The 17,703-nt window shown below is 63.8% G+C and carries 5 protein-coding genes and 1 pseudogene; all 6 read right to left on the bottom strand.

The window, feature by feature from the left end:
* Window positions 1–32 precede the first annotated feature (32 nt).
* Window positions 33–11,675, bottom strand: a pseudogene (locus JI59_RS01050) (amino acid adenylation domain-containing protein); the annotation flags it as partial.
* Between the two features lie 336 nt (window positions 11,676–12,011).
* Window positions 12,012–12,683: a hypothetical protein gene (locus tag JI59_RS01045; protein ID WP_007014731.1), complete on the bottom strand. Its 672-nt coding sequence runs from the start codon at window positions 12,681–12,683 to the stop codon at window positions 12,012–12,014.
* A 54-nt stretch (window positions 12,684–12,737) separates the two neighbouring features.
* Window positions 12,738–13,877, bottom strand: a complete 1,140-nt coding sequence (locus tag JI59_RS01040) for an ADP-ribosylglycohydrolase family protein (protein ID WP_039858250.1) — start codon at window positions 13,875–13,877, stop codon at window positions 12,738–12,740.
* Window positions 13,878–14,035: 158 nt separating this feature from the next.
* Window positions 14,036–14,830 (bottom strand): ABC transporter ATP-binding protein, encoded by a 795-nt coding sequence (locus tag JI59_RS01035; RefSeq protein ID WP_007014729.1) that lies wholly within the window; start codon window positions 14,828–14,830, stop codon window positions 14,036–14,038.
* Window positions 14,827–16,809, bottom strand: a complete 1,983-nt coding sequence (fhuB, locus tag JI59_RS01030; protein WP_007014728.1) for a Fe(3+)-hydroxamate ABC transporter permease FhuB — start codon at window positions 16,807–16,809, stop codon at window positions 14,827–14,829. Before fhuB ends, JI59_RS01035 begins: the two co-directional genes overlap by 4 nt.
* Window positions 16,806–17,699, bottom strand: a complete 894-nt coding sequence (locus tag JI59_RS01025; protein WP_038575335.1) for an ABC transporter substrate-binding protein — start codon at window positions 17,697–17,699, stop codon at window positions 16,806–16,808. Before JI59_RS01025 ends, fhuB begins: the two co-directional genes overlap by 4 nt.
* Window positions 17,700–17,703 lie beyond the last annotated feature (4 nt).

Genomic DNA, 17,703 nt, shown 5'->3' with positions numbered 1-17,703 from the left:
GCCAGCATCGCGCCAAGGATCAGATTGGTCTGGGCGTCCGCCAGTCCCAGGTCGGCTTGCAACCTGTCCGCATCGAAGCCACCAACCAGGCAACTGCCCACGCCCAGCGCCGGCCCTGCATCGGCCAGAACCTGTCCCATGGCGCCGGCTTCGATCAGACAGGCGTCACGCGCCCAGTCGCCATAGATGGGCGCAATCGCCGGAAGGTGTCCGACCAGCAGCATCGCCAGCGCGGCCCCCTCGGCGATGCCGCGGTTCACGCCGTCGAACAGATGGGTATCGAACGCGAGGTCCCCGACGGGGTTCAGCGTGTGGCCAGCCGGGTCGTAGACATAGGCTCCGCCGTCAAGTCCGGCGACCGCGCCGTCCTTGGCCAGCACATAGAGCCGCACAGGATAGAGGCCGCCTGCGGACGCATAGCGCCGCTTGGGCAAGGCCGCGTTCTCAGCGGGCATGGCCCGCAACACGCTCAACCAAGCGCCCAGAACCGCGGCCCCGATGGGCCGTTCGGCGAAATGGCGGTAGCTCTGACGCGCCAGAAAGCCAGACCGTTGTTGTTCGTCAAACTGGCCAAGGGGCAGCGCGACGGAGACCTGCGGATCGGCGGCGCCAGGCAGGCCGCGTTGTTCAAGGACGAAGGCAGCGTGTGCGCGCGGATCGACCATCTCGCCGGCTTTGCGGACACCGGCGCCAGGTTGGTCGAGAGTAACATAGGCCACAATCCGGCGCGTGCGGTCGCTGTCGCCCGTCAGACTCGCGGCGGCGCTGACAATCTGTGGCAAGCCGCAGAGCTGGGCCTCGATCTCACCCAGCTCAATGCGGAACCCCCGCAGCTTGACTTGACTGTCCTCGCGACCGAGGAACTCGATCTCGCCGTTTGGCAGGTAGCGGCCCAGATCGCCGGTATCGTAAAGCCGCTCGCCGGTGACGGGATGCCGGACGAAGCGGGCCCCCGTTTCAACCGGATTGTTCCAGTAGCCGAGCGCCAGCCCATCGCCTGCGATGAACAGCTTGCCGGGCACATGGACCGGGCACGGCGAGAAATCGGGCTTCAGGACGTGGAAGCGCTGATTGCGCAGCGGCTTGCCATACGGCACCGACGTCCGCGCTGCGTCGGAAGCGTCGATCGGATGAAGGATCGACCAGATCGACGCTTCGGTGGCGCCGCCCAGGCTGAGCAATTGCGCCTCGGGCGCGGCCTCGCACAGGCGCGGCGGCAAAGCGACCGGAATCCAGTCGCCGCTCAACATCACGACCCGCAGCCCGCCGATCAGGCCCGGAGCGGCGTCGCCGGCCGCCGTCATCATGAGGTCGGCGAGCGCAGGCGCGGAGTTCCAGATCGTCACCTTGTCCAATTTGATGGCCTCGGCCCAACGGATCGGATCGCGCTGCCCATCGACCTTCGGGACCACGATCGCTCCGCCGGCGGCCAGCACGCCAAAGATATCGAAGATCGACAGATCGAACTCGAGCGACGAAACCCACAACACGCGGTCCGAGGCGTTCAAGCCGAGCCGCTCGTGGAGATCCGCCAAGGTATTGCGAGCGGCGCGATGGCTGATCGCAACGCCCTTGGGCTTGCCTGTGCTGCCGGATGTGAAGATCACATAGGCCAGATCGCCCGCCGACACCGGTCGGGACTCTGATGCCGAAGGCTCTGAGACTGGCGCGACGGACGCGTCCATGTCCACATCGAGCAGAGTGATCGCCTCCTGCCAGGCGCGGCCCCGTTCGATGCGGGCCTGGGTGAGTGCAACGCGCGCGCCGGATTCAGCCAGAATGGTCGCGATGCGCAGATCCGGTTGCCCGGCGCTGATCGGGAGAAAAGCTCGACCCGCCGCCAGGACCGCGAGGACCGCGATGATCTGCTCCGGCCCCTTTTCCATGACGACAGCGACCAGCGCATCTTCGTCGGACAGTACCGCGCGCAGCCGTGCCGCCTGATGCTGAACTGCGGTGTAGAGCGACGCGAAGTCATAGGACCGCCCATCGGCGATTATCGCCACAGCGCCGGGGTTCGCCTGTGCAGCGGCTAGCACCGGCTCATGCAGCAGCTCATCCCCCAGGCGGCCAGCGGTGGCGTTGACGGCGTCGTACAGGTCACGCTGGGCACGCGGCAACAGCGTTCGTTCAGCCTCGTCCCACGCCGCATCATCGTCGGCCAGGGTTTGCAGCAGGCCGACATAGGCCTCGAACATGGCGTCGAGCAGACCTTCGGGGAACAGCGCCGCCGGAGCGTCCCAGTCGACACCCAACGCCGTTCCACCCACCTCATAGACTTTGTTGTCGAGCCAGGTCTGCGGCGTCTGTGTGATGCCATGAACGACGTCGATGACGTCATCGGGCAGCTCAGCCTGTGCTTCACCGAGAACGCTGGTGAAGACGATCGGCAGCAGGCCCGCTGACGGATCGCCGGCCCGCGCGGCGAGCCGACGCTGCACATCGACACCGCTGAAGGCGCGATGATCGAGATCTGCCGCCAATTGCCGCTGCTGGGCGCGCGCCCGCTGGGTGAACGGCCCCGTGCGCGCCGCCCGCACCTCCAGCGGCACGAGATTGGTGAACACACCCAGCATGCCCGCCACATCGGGCGCGAGGGGCCGACGGTCGCCAACCGTCAGGTTCAAGGTGAAGTCATCCGACGCGGCCCATGTGCCGAGCACTTCAGCATAGGCGGTCATGAGCACATTGGACGGAGTGAGACCCCTGGCAGCTGCGCGCTGCTTCAGGCTGCTCCACTGTGCCTCCTCGATACGGGCATGGAGACGCGAGAAGCGGCCGTCGGCGAGCGCGCTAGGTTCGACCGCCAACGGCAAGTTCGGCGGGGGAGGCAAGCTGGCCAGTCGCTCGTCCCAATAGGCCTCAGCCTGTTTGTTCGCCAGATCCGGCTGCGCGGTCGCCAGCACGTAATCGCGGAAGGTCGCCGCGCCGGACGGAGCCCGATGTGATCCGGTGCGGCCGCGATATTCGTCGAATACCTCTTGCAGAAGGCGGTTGTTGCTTTCGCCGTCCAGAATGAGCGCATCGATGCTGAGATGCACCCGCCAGTCATCGTCACGCAGGCGCGTAGCGCGGACGTCGAACAGCGGCCAGCGGTCGGTAGGCAGCACCTGATGCGACATCGCCTCGCGGGTAGCGGATACCGCCGCCTCCCCGGCATCTTGGGACACATCGGCATAATCCGCGCATGGGATGACGAAGGGCGGCACACTCTGGAGAATCCGCTGAGTTCCGTCCGGCGCAATCACCGCTCGCAGCATCGGGTGCCGGTCGATGACAGTGCGCCAGGCCGCCGTGAAACGTGGCAGGTCCAGATTGCGAACGACAAGCTCGGCGTAAACATGGCAGGCGACATCGCCGAGTGCGACAAGTTGCTGTCGTCCGAACCAGTAAGCCTGCTGGACTGGCGTAAGTGGAAAGGGATCGAAGGCGCTGTCTCGATCGATGAGCAACGCCTGGGGCGCGGCTGCGTCCTCGGCCAGAGTAGCCAGATGTTCGGCCAGCCTCGCAAGCACGGAGTATTGGAACACGGCCCGCAAAGAAAGCGCACGTCCGGTCGTCTCGCGCACTCGCGCTACCAGTTGGGCTGCAAGGAGCGAATGTCCTCCAAGGCGGAAGAAATCATCAGCCAGGCCAACTCGCGGCAGCCCGAGGAGATCAGCCACAATTGTGCAGAGCGTGTGATCTTCGGACGTGCGCGGCGCCACATAAGGTGTGAGGTCATGAGTTTGAACGTGAGGCGGAATTGCCATGCCGATCAACGCAGCCTTGTCGATCTTGCCGTTTCGGGTCAGCGGCAAGGCGTCAATCGGAACGAATGCTGTCGGCATCATTGCATCGGGCAATTGTCGGGCCAACGCCGCGTGCAAATTGTCCGGTTCGATCCGTCTGTCCGGTCGTGCGACAAAACAAGCGACCAACCGCAGGCCGCCGCCGTGCTCGGGCAAGGCCAGCACGGCTGCTTGCGCAACATCCGGATGGGCGGCAAGGACGGCCTCGACCTCGCCGGGCTCCACTCGCACGCCCCGAATCTTGACCTGATCGTCAGTGCGGCCCTGATAGTCCAGCACGCCATCGCGGCGGCAGATCACGCGGTCGCCCGTACGATATAGACGCTCGCCGGCTACGAATGGACTGGCGATGAAGCGGGTCGCCGTCAGGCCGGGACGCCCGTGATAGCCACGCGCCAATCCGATGCCAGCCACATAGAGTTCGCCAGCGACGCCGGGCACGCAGGGGCACAGTCGCTCGTCGAGCACATAGACGCGGACATTCGGATAAGGTCGCCCGATCGCCATGTCCGCCCCCTCCACCGTCGCTGCGATGCAGCCGATGGTGGCTTCGGTCGGGCCGTATTCGTTGACGATGCGGATGCCGGGGCAGCGCGCCCGCAGGATATCCGCCTGACCTGGGGTCAGGGCCTCGCCGCCGACGATCGCTACCTGAATCGGTGAGGTTCCCGCGGGCAGACCAGTCAGCATGGACAGATGCGAGGGTGTCAGTTTGATGGCGTTAAATCCGGCGTCCGTTTCGAAGACCGACGCCAGAGCCGCTTCCGCCGCCATGGGCGGAACGACATCAACCACCCCGCCGCAACACAGCGGCACCAGCATGCTTGTGAGTGTGAGATCAAAGCCCAACGCCGTGAACAACGGCATAGTGACCGCGACGTCGTCCAGGATCTCCCGAGCCACATGATCCACATAGTGGACGATGCTGTGATGGCTGATGCCAACGCCTTTTGGGCGGCCAGTACTGCCCGAAGTATAGATCACGTAGGCGAGATGGGCGTTGCGGAGCGGAGCACGCCGCTCCGCTTGGGTGAGCGGCTCTGGCGAGAATGTGGCGAGACGACAGTGCGTATCAGGCTCATCGAGACAGACGACCTGTGAACGGAACTCCGAAGGCAGACGAGTCGCGAACTGGGCCGAAGTAATAATGCGCGCAGGCTTCGCATCCGAAAGGAGGAAATTCAGTCGTTCTTCGGGCAGATCCACACCGAGCGGCAGATAAGCGCCGCCGGCCTGAAGAATGGCCACCGCCGCTTCGACGTGCTCGATCGAACTGTCGAGCAACACTGCGACCCGGTCGTCCGGGTAGACACCTTCAGCAATCAGCAGACGCGCAAGCCGATGGGCTTGGTTACCCAATTTCGAGTAGCTCACGATCTGGTCGCCGCATCGGATAGCGGGTGCCTCGCTCTTTGCTACAATCTGCGCCAAGATCAATTCGCTGAGCAATGTGTCCGGCGCTAGAGTTTCGCCAGCGGCGGCCCCGTCCGTCGGCCTCCCTCGTTCCTCCTCGGAAAGAATGTCCAGCCGCGAAAGCCGAACCTTGGCGTCGCGACCGACCTGCTCGAGCAATCGGCCGAGCCGGGCCAGGATGTCTTCCGCCGTCGAACGATTGAACAGATCGGCGCTAAACTCCAGCCGGCCGGTCAAGGCATCGCCGTCATCCCGAAATTCGAAGGACAGGCTGAATTTCGATTGTCCGGCGGCAAGGATTGTCTCCGGCGTGGCAGCGATGCCTGGCATGTCGAGAGCGGCGGCCGGGCCAACCTCAAGGCTCAGCATGGTCTGGAACAGCGGCTGGCGGCCTGCAATGCGGGGCGGGTCGAGCGCCTCGACGATCCGCTCAAGCGGCAGCGCGTCGTGAGCATAGGCGTCGATGCAGGTCGCTCGCACACGGGCAAGCAGAGTAACGAAGTCCGGATCGCCACTCAAATCGTTACGCAGGACAAGCGTATCGACGAAAAAGCCGACCAGCGCATCGAGGCTGCTGTTCTTGCGCCCGCCGGACGCCGTGCCGATCACAATGTCGTCGCCCCCGCCGAGACGATGCAGCAATACGGACAGAGCTGCTTCCAGAACCATGAACAGGGTCGCGTTCTGCTCGCGGGCGAGCTGGCGCAGTCGCCGAGTCGTGTCCGGGGCTATCCTAATGGTGACAGCCCCGCTCTCGTGGCTCGGCTGCGCCGGTCGCTTGCGATCCACCGGCAGTGCGATCTCGTCCGGCAATGCGGCGAGTTTCGCACGCCAATAGGCCAGGTGCTCCGCTTCGGCCGCTTCATTCAATCGCGCCCGCTGCCACAGTGCGAAGTCGGTGTAGCTTACCTCCAGTGGCGTGAACTCCGGCGCGTCCCCAGCTTGCCGCGCCGCGTAGGCCTGCGCCAGATCGGAGAGCAGCGGCGCTATCGATGCGCCGTCCGCCGCCGCGTGATGCAGGACGAGTAGGAGCAGGTGATCCTGTGGCGCCAGCTCGATCAGGGTCGTGCGGATCGGATCGTCCGACGCTAGGTCGAAGCCCCGCGCCGCTTCCGCTTCGATCAGCGACGTGCTGTCAACCTCGGGGATGGCGACGAGCCGGAAGGGCGGTTGCACCTGCCCGGCGGCCAGGACCTGTTGGATGGGTCCTCCCGTTCCTTGAACGATCCGGGTGCGAAGCACCTCGTGGCGCGCGACCACGTCGCCCATCGCCGCCCTCAAGGCCGCGATATCCAGCGGACCGGCTAGACGCCAGAGGATCGGAATATTGTAAGCGCCTTCGCCCTCGATCTGGCTGAGCAGCCAGACGCGCCGCTGGGCGAAGGAGAGCGGCAGTTCGGCCGGGCGCGGCTGAACGGTCAGCGTGTCGTCGGCCTTTGCCGCCCGTGCGATGGCGTTGGCGAGGTCCTGGAGAACGGGATGCTCGAACACCATGCGGACGGAGACCTCGCGACCGAGGCGCTCGCGCAGGCGGGCGACCAGGCGCACCGCCATCAGCGAGTGACCGCCGAGATGGAAGAAGTTGTCGCCCATGCCGACCTGTGGGGCACCGACCAGCTCGGCGACGATCGCACAGAGTGTCACCTCGTCCGGCGTGGCCGGCGCCACATGCTCGGTCACGGCCACCGTCGGCTCGGGCAGCGCGCCCCGGTCCAGCTTGCCGTTGACCGTCAGCGGCAGGCGATCCAGCGCGACCAGCGCGGCGGGCACCATATAGCCCGGCAACCGCTCAGCCAGGCGCGTGCGCAGCACTGTCACGTCGATGCCCGCACCGGGCATCACCACTACATAGCCGACGAGGCGCGCATCGGCTCCGGCGCCTCGCACCACCACTGCGGCCTGCACCACCTCGGGCTGGTCGAGCAGCGCCGCCTCGATCTCCGCCGGCTCGATGCGGAAGCCGCGCAGCTTCACCTGATCGTCGCCGCGACCGTGATAGACGAGTTGGCCGTCCGCCCGCCAGGCCCCTCGGTCGCCCGTCCTGTAAAGCCGCTCTCCATCCCCGAACGGGCTCGCCACGAAACGCGATGCGGTCAGCCCGGGGCGGCCGTGATATCCGCGCGCCAGCCCGGCACCTGACACATAGAGCTCCCCCACCACCCCCGGCGGACACAGACCAAGCCCGGAATCCAGGACGTAGACCTGAAGGTCGGTGAGCCCCGTACCAATCCAACCCGTCTGTTTCGCAGCGATCGTCGACAGGTCGATCGGCGCGGCGGTCACATGGACAGTCGTTTCGGTGATGCCGTACATATTGATCAGCCGAGGGCGCACCGGATGCCGATCGACCCACGACTGCAACCGCGGAATGTCGAGCGCTTCGCCTCCGAAGATCACAGTCCTCAGCGCAAAGGGAGCAAAGTCTCCGGCGGCGTCTGCCTGGTTGAGTTGATAGAAGGCCGAGGGTGTCTGGTTGAGGACCGTCACCCCTTCCTTGGCAATCAGGGATCGGAATTGATCGGGCGAGCGAACAACAAGACTGGGTACGATCACCAGCCGCCCGCCATGCAGCAGTGCACCCCAAATCTCCCAGACTGAGAAATCGAAGGCGTAGGCGTGAAACAACGTCCAGACATCGCCGCCGTCGAAGGCCATCCATGGACGCGCCGCATCGAAAAGCCGCGAGACCTGACGATGCTCGATGCAGACGGCCTTCGGCTGACCGGTGCTGCCTGAGGTGTAGATGAGATAGGCGGGATGCCTCGGGTCGAGCGGCGTGACGCGATCGGTGTCGATCGGCGCATGGGCAGGCGCGGCGTCGAGACCGGCATCGTCGTCAATCGCGATCAGCGTGGCGTCGGCCTCAGCCAGGCCTGACAGGCGGTCGGCGAGCACGCGCGTCGTCAGCACAGCCTGCGGCCGCGCATCGGACAGCAGGAAGTCGAGGCGTTCGGCCGGAAGGTCCGGGTCGAGCGGAAGATAGGCGGCGCCGGCCTTCAGCACGCCCAGCACCGCCGCCACCATCTCGATCGACCGATCGAACGCCAGCGCCACCACTGTCTCGGGACCCGCACCCAGCCCGATCAGGTGCCAGGCGATGCGGTTGGCTGCGGCCTCGAGCCCGGCATAGTCCAGCGATCGCTCCCAGTCGGTCAGCGCGATCGCCTTCGGCGTGCGCGCGGCCTGCGCTTCGAACAGCGCCGGCAGCGTCGCGGGTTCGGGCATCGAGCGCCGAGGTCCCGCGAAATCCTCTGTCAGCCGGCTCGCTTCACCCGGCAGCAGCACGCTCAGCTTCGACAACGGCTGCTCCGGGTCCGCCAGACCCTGCTCCAGCAGGCCGATCAGGCGCGCCGCCAGACCCTCCGCACTCGCCCGGTCGAACAGCTCCGCGCTATACTCCAGGCTGCCTCGCCAGACTCCATCCTCTTCGGTGAAGGTGAAGCACAGATCGAACTTCGCCGTTGGCACGCTGACGGACAGGGGCCGCGTCTTCAGACCAGGCGCTGCAAAGCTGCCCTCCGCCCCGCTGTTCAGCACCAGCATCGTCTGGAACAAGGGCTGGCGCCCCAGCACCCGCGGCGGGTCGAGCACCTCCACCAACCGCTCGAACGGCACGTCCTGGTTCATATAGGCGTCAAGGCACACCTCGCGGCTCCGCGCCACCAGCGCCCCGAAATCCGGATCACCGCCCAGGTCCAGTCGCAGCACCAGCGTGTTGACGAAGAACCCCACGAGCCGGTCCAACGCCGCATCTCCACGCCCCGCAACCGGCGTTCCAATCACAATATCGTCGCCCGCGCCAAGCCGCATCAGCAGCGCCGAGACCGCCGCATGCAGCACCATGAAAGACGTCGCACCCTGATCGCGCGCCAACTGCGCTATGGCCGCAACCAGCGTCGCCGGGATTTCGATCGGCGCTGACCCTGAGCGCCGCGTGGGCCGGGCTGGCCTCGGATGATCCAGCGGCAGCGCCAGTTCCGTGGGCGCGCCCGCCAAGGCCGTCCGCCAATAGTTTATCTCGCGTCCGATCAGGCTTTCTGGGTCGGTCTCCTCGCCCAGCAACGCCCGCTGCCACAGCGCATAGTCGGCATAGTGCACCCGTAGTGGATCGTAGTCCGGCGCCTCTCCGGCCGCCCTCGCCCGATAGGCTATCGCCAGATCCTCCAGCAGCCGGCCCATCGACCAGCCGTCGGTCGCGATGTGATGCACGACCAATGCCAGCACATGATCGTCCGGCCCCAGGTCCAGCAGCACCGCCCGCAGCGGCAGGTCGCGCGCCAGGTCGAACGGTCGCGCCGCCTCGGCCGCCAGCACGGCGTCGACCGCATCCGGCGCACAGGCCCGCCGATCCAGCACGACATGCGCCTGTTCGAGCACCTCCTGGTAGGGCTCGCCGCCATCGTCCTTCAGCAGCGTGCGCAGGCTCTCGTGGCGCATCGCCACATCGTCCAGCGCCGCCGCCAGCGCCGCCTTATCCAGCCCACCTAGCAGCCGTGCCGCCAGAGGGATGTTGTAGGCCGCGTCGGCTCCTTCCAGACGGTCCAGGAACCACAGCCGCGCCTGCGCAAACGACAGCGGCAAGCGCGATGGCCGTTGTGTCACCGTCAGGGCATGGGTCGCCCGCGGCGCCTGCCGCACCCGATCGACCAGATCGCCCAGCCGCGGCGCCTCGAACACCGAGCGGATGCCCAGCACCCGGCCCAGCACGCTGCGCACCCGCGCCACCAACCGCGCCGCCAGCAGCGAGTGGCCGCCGAGCGCGAAGAAGTCGTCCTCCGGACCCACCCGTTCCAGACCCAGCAGCTCGCCAACCAGGCCGCACAGCACCGCCTCTTCCGGCGTCCCCGACACGCCCCCGCGCACCTGGGGCCCCGGCGCAGGCAGCGCCTTGCGGTCCACCTTCCCGTTCGCCGTCAGCGGCAGCGCGTCCAGCACCACAATCGCCGACGGAACCATATAATCCGGCAAAACCGCAAAAAGATGTTTGCGCAGTGCGCCTTCATCGAGCGCACGCCCCACGACATAGGCGGCCAGCCGAAGTTCACCATCGGCCGCCGGAAGGCCAAGCACCTCGGCCTGTTCGACATTAGGCGCCCGAAGAATTGCGGCTGCGATCTCGCCGGGCTCTATCCGGACGCCGCGAACCTTGAGCTGATCGTCGACGCGCCCATGGAATACGAACTGACCATCCTCCCGCTGGCTGGCCAGATCACCGGTTCGATAAAGACGTTCCCCGGGCTGAAAAGGGCTGGCGATGAAGCGCGTGGCCGTTGGAGCGGGACGCCTCCAATACCCACGGGCGAGGTTATCGCCGGCGATATAGAGTTCTCCGGTTTTGCCCGGACAACAGGGCTTCAGTCGCTCATCGAGAAGATAAAGGCTCGTCCCAAGAATCGGCGCCCCGATCGGTGGCGCATCTTCTGCCGGAGCGATGTGCGCCGCCGTCGAGAAGATCGTTGCTTCCGTCGGACCATATTCGTTGACCAGGGCGACGGCGGCAAATTGCTCGTAATGCCGCCGGACCAGACTCGGTTGCAGCGCATCGCCACCGACGATGACCCGCGTCAAATTAGCGCCGAACGGCGCATCGTCATCTGTAAGCACGGCGGCATAAGCCGACGACGCCAACATAACTGTCCGCACCGCATCACGCCAGCGCGGCGCCAAGTCATGAAATCCGGCCAGATCGACACCCAACACCAGGGTTCCGCCGCCGCCGAGGGTCGCGAAGATTTGGGCGACGGAGATGTCGAAGGTCAGCGGAGCGGTCAGGCAGGCGACGCCTGGCGCGCCCGGATAAAGATGCCCCCGCGCGCGAAGCGAGTGCATAATAGCACGGTGGGAGACTGCGACGGCGTTCGGGTCTCCCGTGCTACCGGAAGTGTAGATGAGATAGGCGATCTGATCCGGCGAAACTTGCCTCTGTGGCGCCGCCGGAACCGCCGAAGGCGCAAAGGTGAGAACTGGCATCGCTATTCTGAGCGAGCGCAGCGGCTCGGGCAGGCGTCTCCCCATTCCCTCCGGGGCCACGATTCCGCTCGGTCGCGCGTCGCCGAGGATCGACGCGAGGCGGGTATCTGGCTGGTTGGGGTCGAGCGGCAGATAGGCTGCACCCGCCTTCAGGATGCCCAGGATCGCGACAATGCTCTCGATCGTGGCCGGCGACAGGATCGCGAACACCTGTTCGGGGCCAGCGCCCGTGTTCAACAGTATTTCGGCAAAGTGCCCCGCATACCGGTCAAGCTCGGCGTAGGTCAGCTCCCGCTTGCCCTCAACCAAAGCGATGGCATCGGGTGTCGCACCGGCTTGGGCTTCAAACAACTCGGCCAGATTGAGGGAATGCGTAGCAAAGAGCGGGTTGTTCTGGCCCGCGTGATCGGTCACGGTTCCTGATGCCGAAAGGCCATCAGCAGATTGGCTGCTTGAACCCTGATGGTCCGTAGTTCGCTGGTCTTGACGCACTTTGGCCATCGTCCCTTACGAAATCTTGGGACAGGACGGCCGACGCACCTTTCAGCCCGAATCCGTTAATTCGCCCCCGAAAAACTGGTGACGACACGATATCCACACAGGCTGCGATTTACCACTGCGAAAATGGCGTTTGGGGCAATTTGGCGTATCGGATTTCGGCAGTACGAGAAGCAGGACATTATTGAAGTGCGTTGGGACGACTTGAGCTTTGAAAAATGTCGCGAGACGCGCGACTCCCTAATGTCTCCAAATACTTGCCAAGCTTTGGACATGCGCCGCCTACGACTGGCCGCATCCATGGCATTCCCTGCGCCAGCTTGGAGTTTGCGAGGAGAATCATCCTTGCGGCGCCTCGCGTGATCGCCCTTTCATGGCAAGCGCAGTGCGAGCGTCAGTGGCGATTTGGTTCAACCAGAAGCGCTCGAACTTTCCCTCCTCCATAAATGCCAAAGGCCCGTAGTTGGTCAAAGCGTGGGCGCAGCGATCTGCAATTCCTTGCAGCGTAGCTAGAGCCAGCTCATCTTCGCCGCGTTTTTGGAGTAGAGAGCTATACTGGAAATATAGATCCTCCAGATACATGTTAGTCAGGCCGTCTCCTTCGCATGTGGGTGGCATTATTTTCTCGACGGCGAGCTTTGCAATGCTTAGGGCGTCTTCATATTTTCCTGCTTTTTCAAGAAGCCATAGCTGAACTGCAAAGAGGCGGCTTTGATAGAAGCGCTCGCTGGGGTCGCGAGAGCTAATGGTGAGAATTCCCTCGGAGAGGATCTCGAGTGCCCTTTCCGATTCATGTCCGGCGTCCGCGGCGATGGCGGTGTATACGTACAGGACCGCGATGTCATGCAAGCCGGACGTGGTTTGCGAATCCAGGGCCTTTCTCAGGCAGTCATCGAGCACTACCTGCGCTTCGGCGTGTTGATCGCTGTTGATCAGCTTCGTCGCCTCTCCGAGAGCCAGACGAACGCTCGAAGAAGCAAAAAATCTATCTGTCGTCTGATCTAATATCATTTCACTCTTCCGCCTTCTGAAGCAGCATGCAATTCGGCAAATAACTCGTTGCACTTATTGCACTGCAATCCTTTGGCGCCGGCTCAGCTTATGGGCTCGCAACAGAATATCCGAATGCGCATCCCAGCGCAGGATCGTCTCGATCCAATCCGTTGGAATGGCACTTGCACCGTAGATGGCACCCGCAATCTGTCCTGTGATGGCAGCTGTCGTATCGGCATCGCCACCGAGGTTCGCGCATTTGAGTACAGCATCGGAAAAAGACGAAGTCGACCAGACACAATGCAATGCCATTGCCAAGGCGTCCATCGCGTAGCTGCCAATATATTCCGGATGTTCTCTTGCTCGGGCCGGAGAGTATCGAAATTCCGAGCTGAGCCAGTTCCAGTTCCTGTCTTCCAGATTGGCACCCATGTTATCCGAGCATGCGTCTTCCTGATCGGACCGGGACAGGCAATCCACTGAATAAACCTGCGACGTGAAGCGATCCGCCAGCCCTTCAAGGCAGCGCGCTGTTCCATCGCCCCGAATACCGTCGAGTATGCACCGCGTCAGCAACCGGCAGCATTCGGCGGCTTCCTCTCCCTGATGGGTGGTCTTGCTCTGCCAATAGGACATGGCGGTCGCCAATTTGTCGTCATGCCGGAAGAAAAGCGCCACTGGCGCATTGCGCATAAGCGACCCGTTGCCCGATGTTTTCAAATCTCCTGCTGTCGTGAATTGAGTCCTCAAACGCGTAAATTCTTCGAAGCTCTGCCAGATGTTGCCGCCGAGTCCGACTGAAGTCTTGGTCGGTCTCTGATCGTCCAGAAAGAATGCATTGCAGTAGCCAAAGTACCACCAGTTCAGGAAGCGCAACCGCAAATCATGGGCATCGAAAGCGTCTCTTAGGAGCAGAGAATCGGCGAGGCAGAGCGCCATGCTCGTGTCGTCTGTCCATTGGCCAGGACGAAGCGCAAATCTGTTGTATGACGGCCTGCACCAGAAGTCGGACTTGAAACCTGTCAGTTCCGAAGCGCCATAGCTGAGATCACTGAATTCCAAAGGAGCGCCGAGTGCGTCGCCCACGGCGAGCCCTAGCAAGGCTCCGAACACGCGATCTTCTTCATCGTCGATCAAGCCCGATTGCAGGCCTCTTATTGCCAGATCACGGTCGGCATTATGGCACGCATCGAATACAGTAAGGCCGGACATTCGGCCGGAACGGCGATCATCGCTTCGCCTGACCGCGTCAAGTCCCTGTGGGAAGGCAAACGCTTCCGCGTCTTCGTGAGCCATCATTGTCCCGGCCGTCCCTCATGCTTGGATCCGACACACCATCCTTGATCGAACAATGGCGTCCGAGGGTCAACTCACCCGATAGTCACCGGGAAAGCAAATCGGCCCCTTCCCTCAGGCAAGGGGGTTACGCCCATAGGAATGCCGTAAATTGCGTTCAGGCTATCAGGAGTCAGCAAATCGTCCGGCGTTGCATCGGCGACGAGCTCCCCCTCACGAAGTGCGATGATCCGGTCGCAGAAGCGCGCTGCCATATTGATCTCGTGGATCACGACCACGCTCGCAACACGATGCGCCTCGCTGAGCTGCCTAAGCAAACTCAGGACTTCGATTTGATGTCCTACGTCCAGTGCCGCGATCGGCTCATCGAGGAGAAGCAGCCGTGCTTCTTGGGCCACGAGCATAGCCAGCCACGCGCGTTGGCGTTCGCCACCAGAGAGAGTTTCCAGGAAGCGATCAGCCAAGCCAACCATCCCTGTAAGATGCAGCGCTTCTTCTACCTTCAGGCCATCTCCCTCGCCGAAGCGACGAAAAGCGCCGTGCCAAGGATAGCGCCCAAAGGCGACGAGTTCGCGGACTGTCAGTCGTGTCGTGATTGGCACATGTTGCGGCAGATAGCCCACTGCACGAGCGAAGGCGCGATCCGACCAGTCGACGACGTCACGGCCATCATAGTAGATCGTTCCTCCACTTGACGGTTGCTGGCGGGCGAGTAGCCGCAGCAGGGTGGATTTTCCGGAGCCATTCTGTCCTATGATACCAGTCACGCCCTGCCTGCCGATATCAAGCGTCAAAGGATGCAACAGTATCTTGCCTTCGACCGCGAATTGCAGGCCAGCAAGTGTCATTCCGGTCGTCGATCCGTTCATTTGCCGCGCGCCCTTCTGTTCAATAGCAGCATCAAAGCCGGCGCCCCCAACAACGCGGCCACAAGCCCGGTTGGTAGTTGCAGCGGGAAACTGACAGTCCGCGCCAGCCAGTCCGCCCCGATCATAATCGCGGCACCAGCTCCCGCCGCTGCAAAGATCAGCGACTGGAGCTTGCGCAAGCCGAGTGTCATGACGATGTGCGGTGCGACTAATCCAATGAATGTGACAGGCCCGAGGATTGGCATAGCCGCTACACTGGCAAGGGCGGCCAGCAGCAACAGCGTGAGCCGCGCCCGTGGCAGATTTACGCCCAGCCCCTGAGCGGCCTCGGGTCCCAGCGGAAGAATCTCCAGCCAGCGGCGCAGCACCAGCGCTGCGATTAGCGTCAGCACTGCGGCCAACATCGTCAGCACCGCAGCCTCGAGCGAGACGCCAGCGACCGAACCCGACATCCAGCCCAGCAAGCGCATCGCGCGCGGATCGCCGACAGCTGTCAAGACGCCAACCAGCGCATCAGCCAGTGCACTGACTGCGATGCCCGCCAGCAACATATGGTCTGGAGCAAAAGCGCTGCGCCTTCCGAGAGCCAAAATCAGCAGCAAGACAACCAGGCCACCACAAACGGCTGTCGCCGCCTCGCCTGCGACGCCGATCTCACCGAAGACCAGCAGGCTCAGCGCTACAGCCAGCAATGCGCCGGCCGAGACTCCGAGCACCTCGGGGCTCGCAAGCTCGTTGCGAGTCAGGCGTTGCAGGACGACACCGGAGATAGCCAACAGGGCACCGGCTGCGCCGCTGGCCAGGATCCGCGGAAGCCGCCAGACAGCAACCGCGTCCCACGCACCAAAGGGTAGAGACCAGCTGCCGGTCGGCCCTCGGCCGACGAGCAAGGCGACAATGACGAGCAGTCCCAGCCCCGTGAGGACAACAGGCGTCCGCGCCGCGGGTGGATCACTCCAACTGGGCGGCGTAGCGATGGCGGGGGGCGCCGATGGCTTCATCCGGCGAATGAGCAGCAGGAGCAAAGGCGAACCGAGAACGGCCGTAACGGCCCCGGTCGGAAGAAACTCCGAAAGCTGGCCGGCGAAAAGCATGACGGTCGCATCGGTGATAAGCAGCATCAATGCGCCAAGCAAGATCGACCAACCCAGTTGAGCACCGAGCCGACGCGCGCCCGCCAACCGCGAAAGAGCCGGCGCGACAAGACCAACGAATCCGATAACGCCGACCATGCTGACAACGAAGGCGGTCATGGTGGAGGCGATAGCGATCGCGACGAAACGCAGCCGCGCGACGGACAGGCCAAGCCCTCGAGCCCCTTCATCGCCCAATTGCAGAACGGCCAAAGAGCGCAGGAGCGGCAGCAAGGCCAATGAGACCAACCCCAAACGCAGCGCCAGACCCATGAACGGCGACCAGCTCTGTTGGCTCAAAGAGCCGCTACCCCATAGGAACACTGCGGTCATTTGCCGAGCCTCGACTAGGCCCAATAGGGCGGCCAGAGCGCCGCAGAACAGCCCGACGATCAAGCCGGCTATCACCGTTGCGACAGGCTCGAAATTGCGACGTCGAACGAGCAGGAATACTAGACCTGTAGTGATCGCGCTGCCCGAGATCGCCACAAGATCGCGACCGAAGCCGAGAAGGCCGGGCGCCGCAACTGTGGCGATTGCCAGTGCAACTCGCGCACCAGCCTCGACACCGAGCGTCGTCGGCGAAGCCAGCGGGTTGCGCAGCACGAATTGCATGATTGCTCCGGCCCCCGCAAGCCCCGCGCCACACAGCGCAGCCATGGCCAGCCGTGGCAGCGTCGCATAGATGAAGACCATCCTGTCTGCGTCGTAGCCTTCGGCCTTCGATGGCGTTTGCAGGAAGGCCGTAAGCGGGTCATGAATGACTGGAACCACCAACCCGCAGGCGATCAGAGCGAGGAGCATGGCCAGCGGGGCCGGCCCAAATTTCACCATTCCATCCTTCATCCCGCGACGCGCTCCAACTCGGTCGTGAGGAGGCGCGCGAATCTCAGGGCGGCCGGCAGCGCCCCGAACATGAGAACCGGCGGCAATGTCGACATATGGCCCGCCTTAACGAACGGCAGCTCGCGCCAGAGAGGACTCTGCGCGAGTGTCGGCAACGCATCTGGCGGGACGGGCTGGAAGGTGATGAGACGCACGTCCTTGTCGGTTGCGAGCCCTTCTATCCCCGTCGTCGCAAAGCCCCAGGCATTTGTGAGTTTGGTCCAGGCGTTCTGGAGACCCAGTGTCTCGAGCACATTCTGGTAGAGCCCAACTCCGCCATAAGCGCGCACGTGCCGTGCATCGAGAAAGCCCACAAGCAGAACTGGCGGCAGGCGCAAACGCGCAAGACGAGCGCGGCAAGCGGCAAACTGTGCATCGCTGTATGTGATCAGGGCTTCTGCCTGTCGTTCGGCACCGATCATCGCTCCCAATTCACGGGTCAATCTACGAGGACGCTCGAGCGGCGAGGGTGTCGGCTCAAAGACGGTGAAGCGGCGAACCGGTGCGATGCGGGCGAGCGCCGGCTCCTGGTCTTGCGAAAAGGGCGATGTCAGGATGATGTCTGGGCGCAGAGCGGCCAAGAGCTCGAAATTGACCTCTTGCTGGATGCCGATGTCGGCCGTGCCGGCCGGCAGGCGCGGCTCGACCACGAATCGGTTCCAATCGCTCGCCGCCACCAACGCAACCGGCGGTTTTCCGAGCGCAAAAAGGGTCTCGGCAATGGCCCAATCCAGTACGGCAACGCGCTGAGCCGCCGCTGACGCGCCGAGGGGGCTTGGCAACAACGCCGAGCAAGCGACCGCTCCAAGCAGATTTCTCCGCGTTAGGAATAAATTGGATTTGCCCCTCATGATG

This window comes from Novosphingobium pentaromativorans US6-1, from assembly GCF_000767465.1.
GTDB lineage: Bacteria > Pseudomonadota > Alphaproteobacteria > Sphingomonadales > Sphingomonadaceae > Novosphingobium > Novosphingobium pentaromativorans.
The sequence above is the reverse complement of the archived record's forward strand: the minus strand, read 5'-3'. Positions and strand labels throughout refer to the sequence as shown.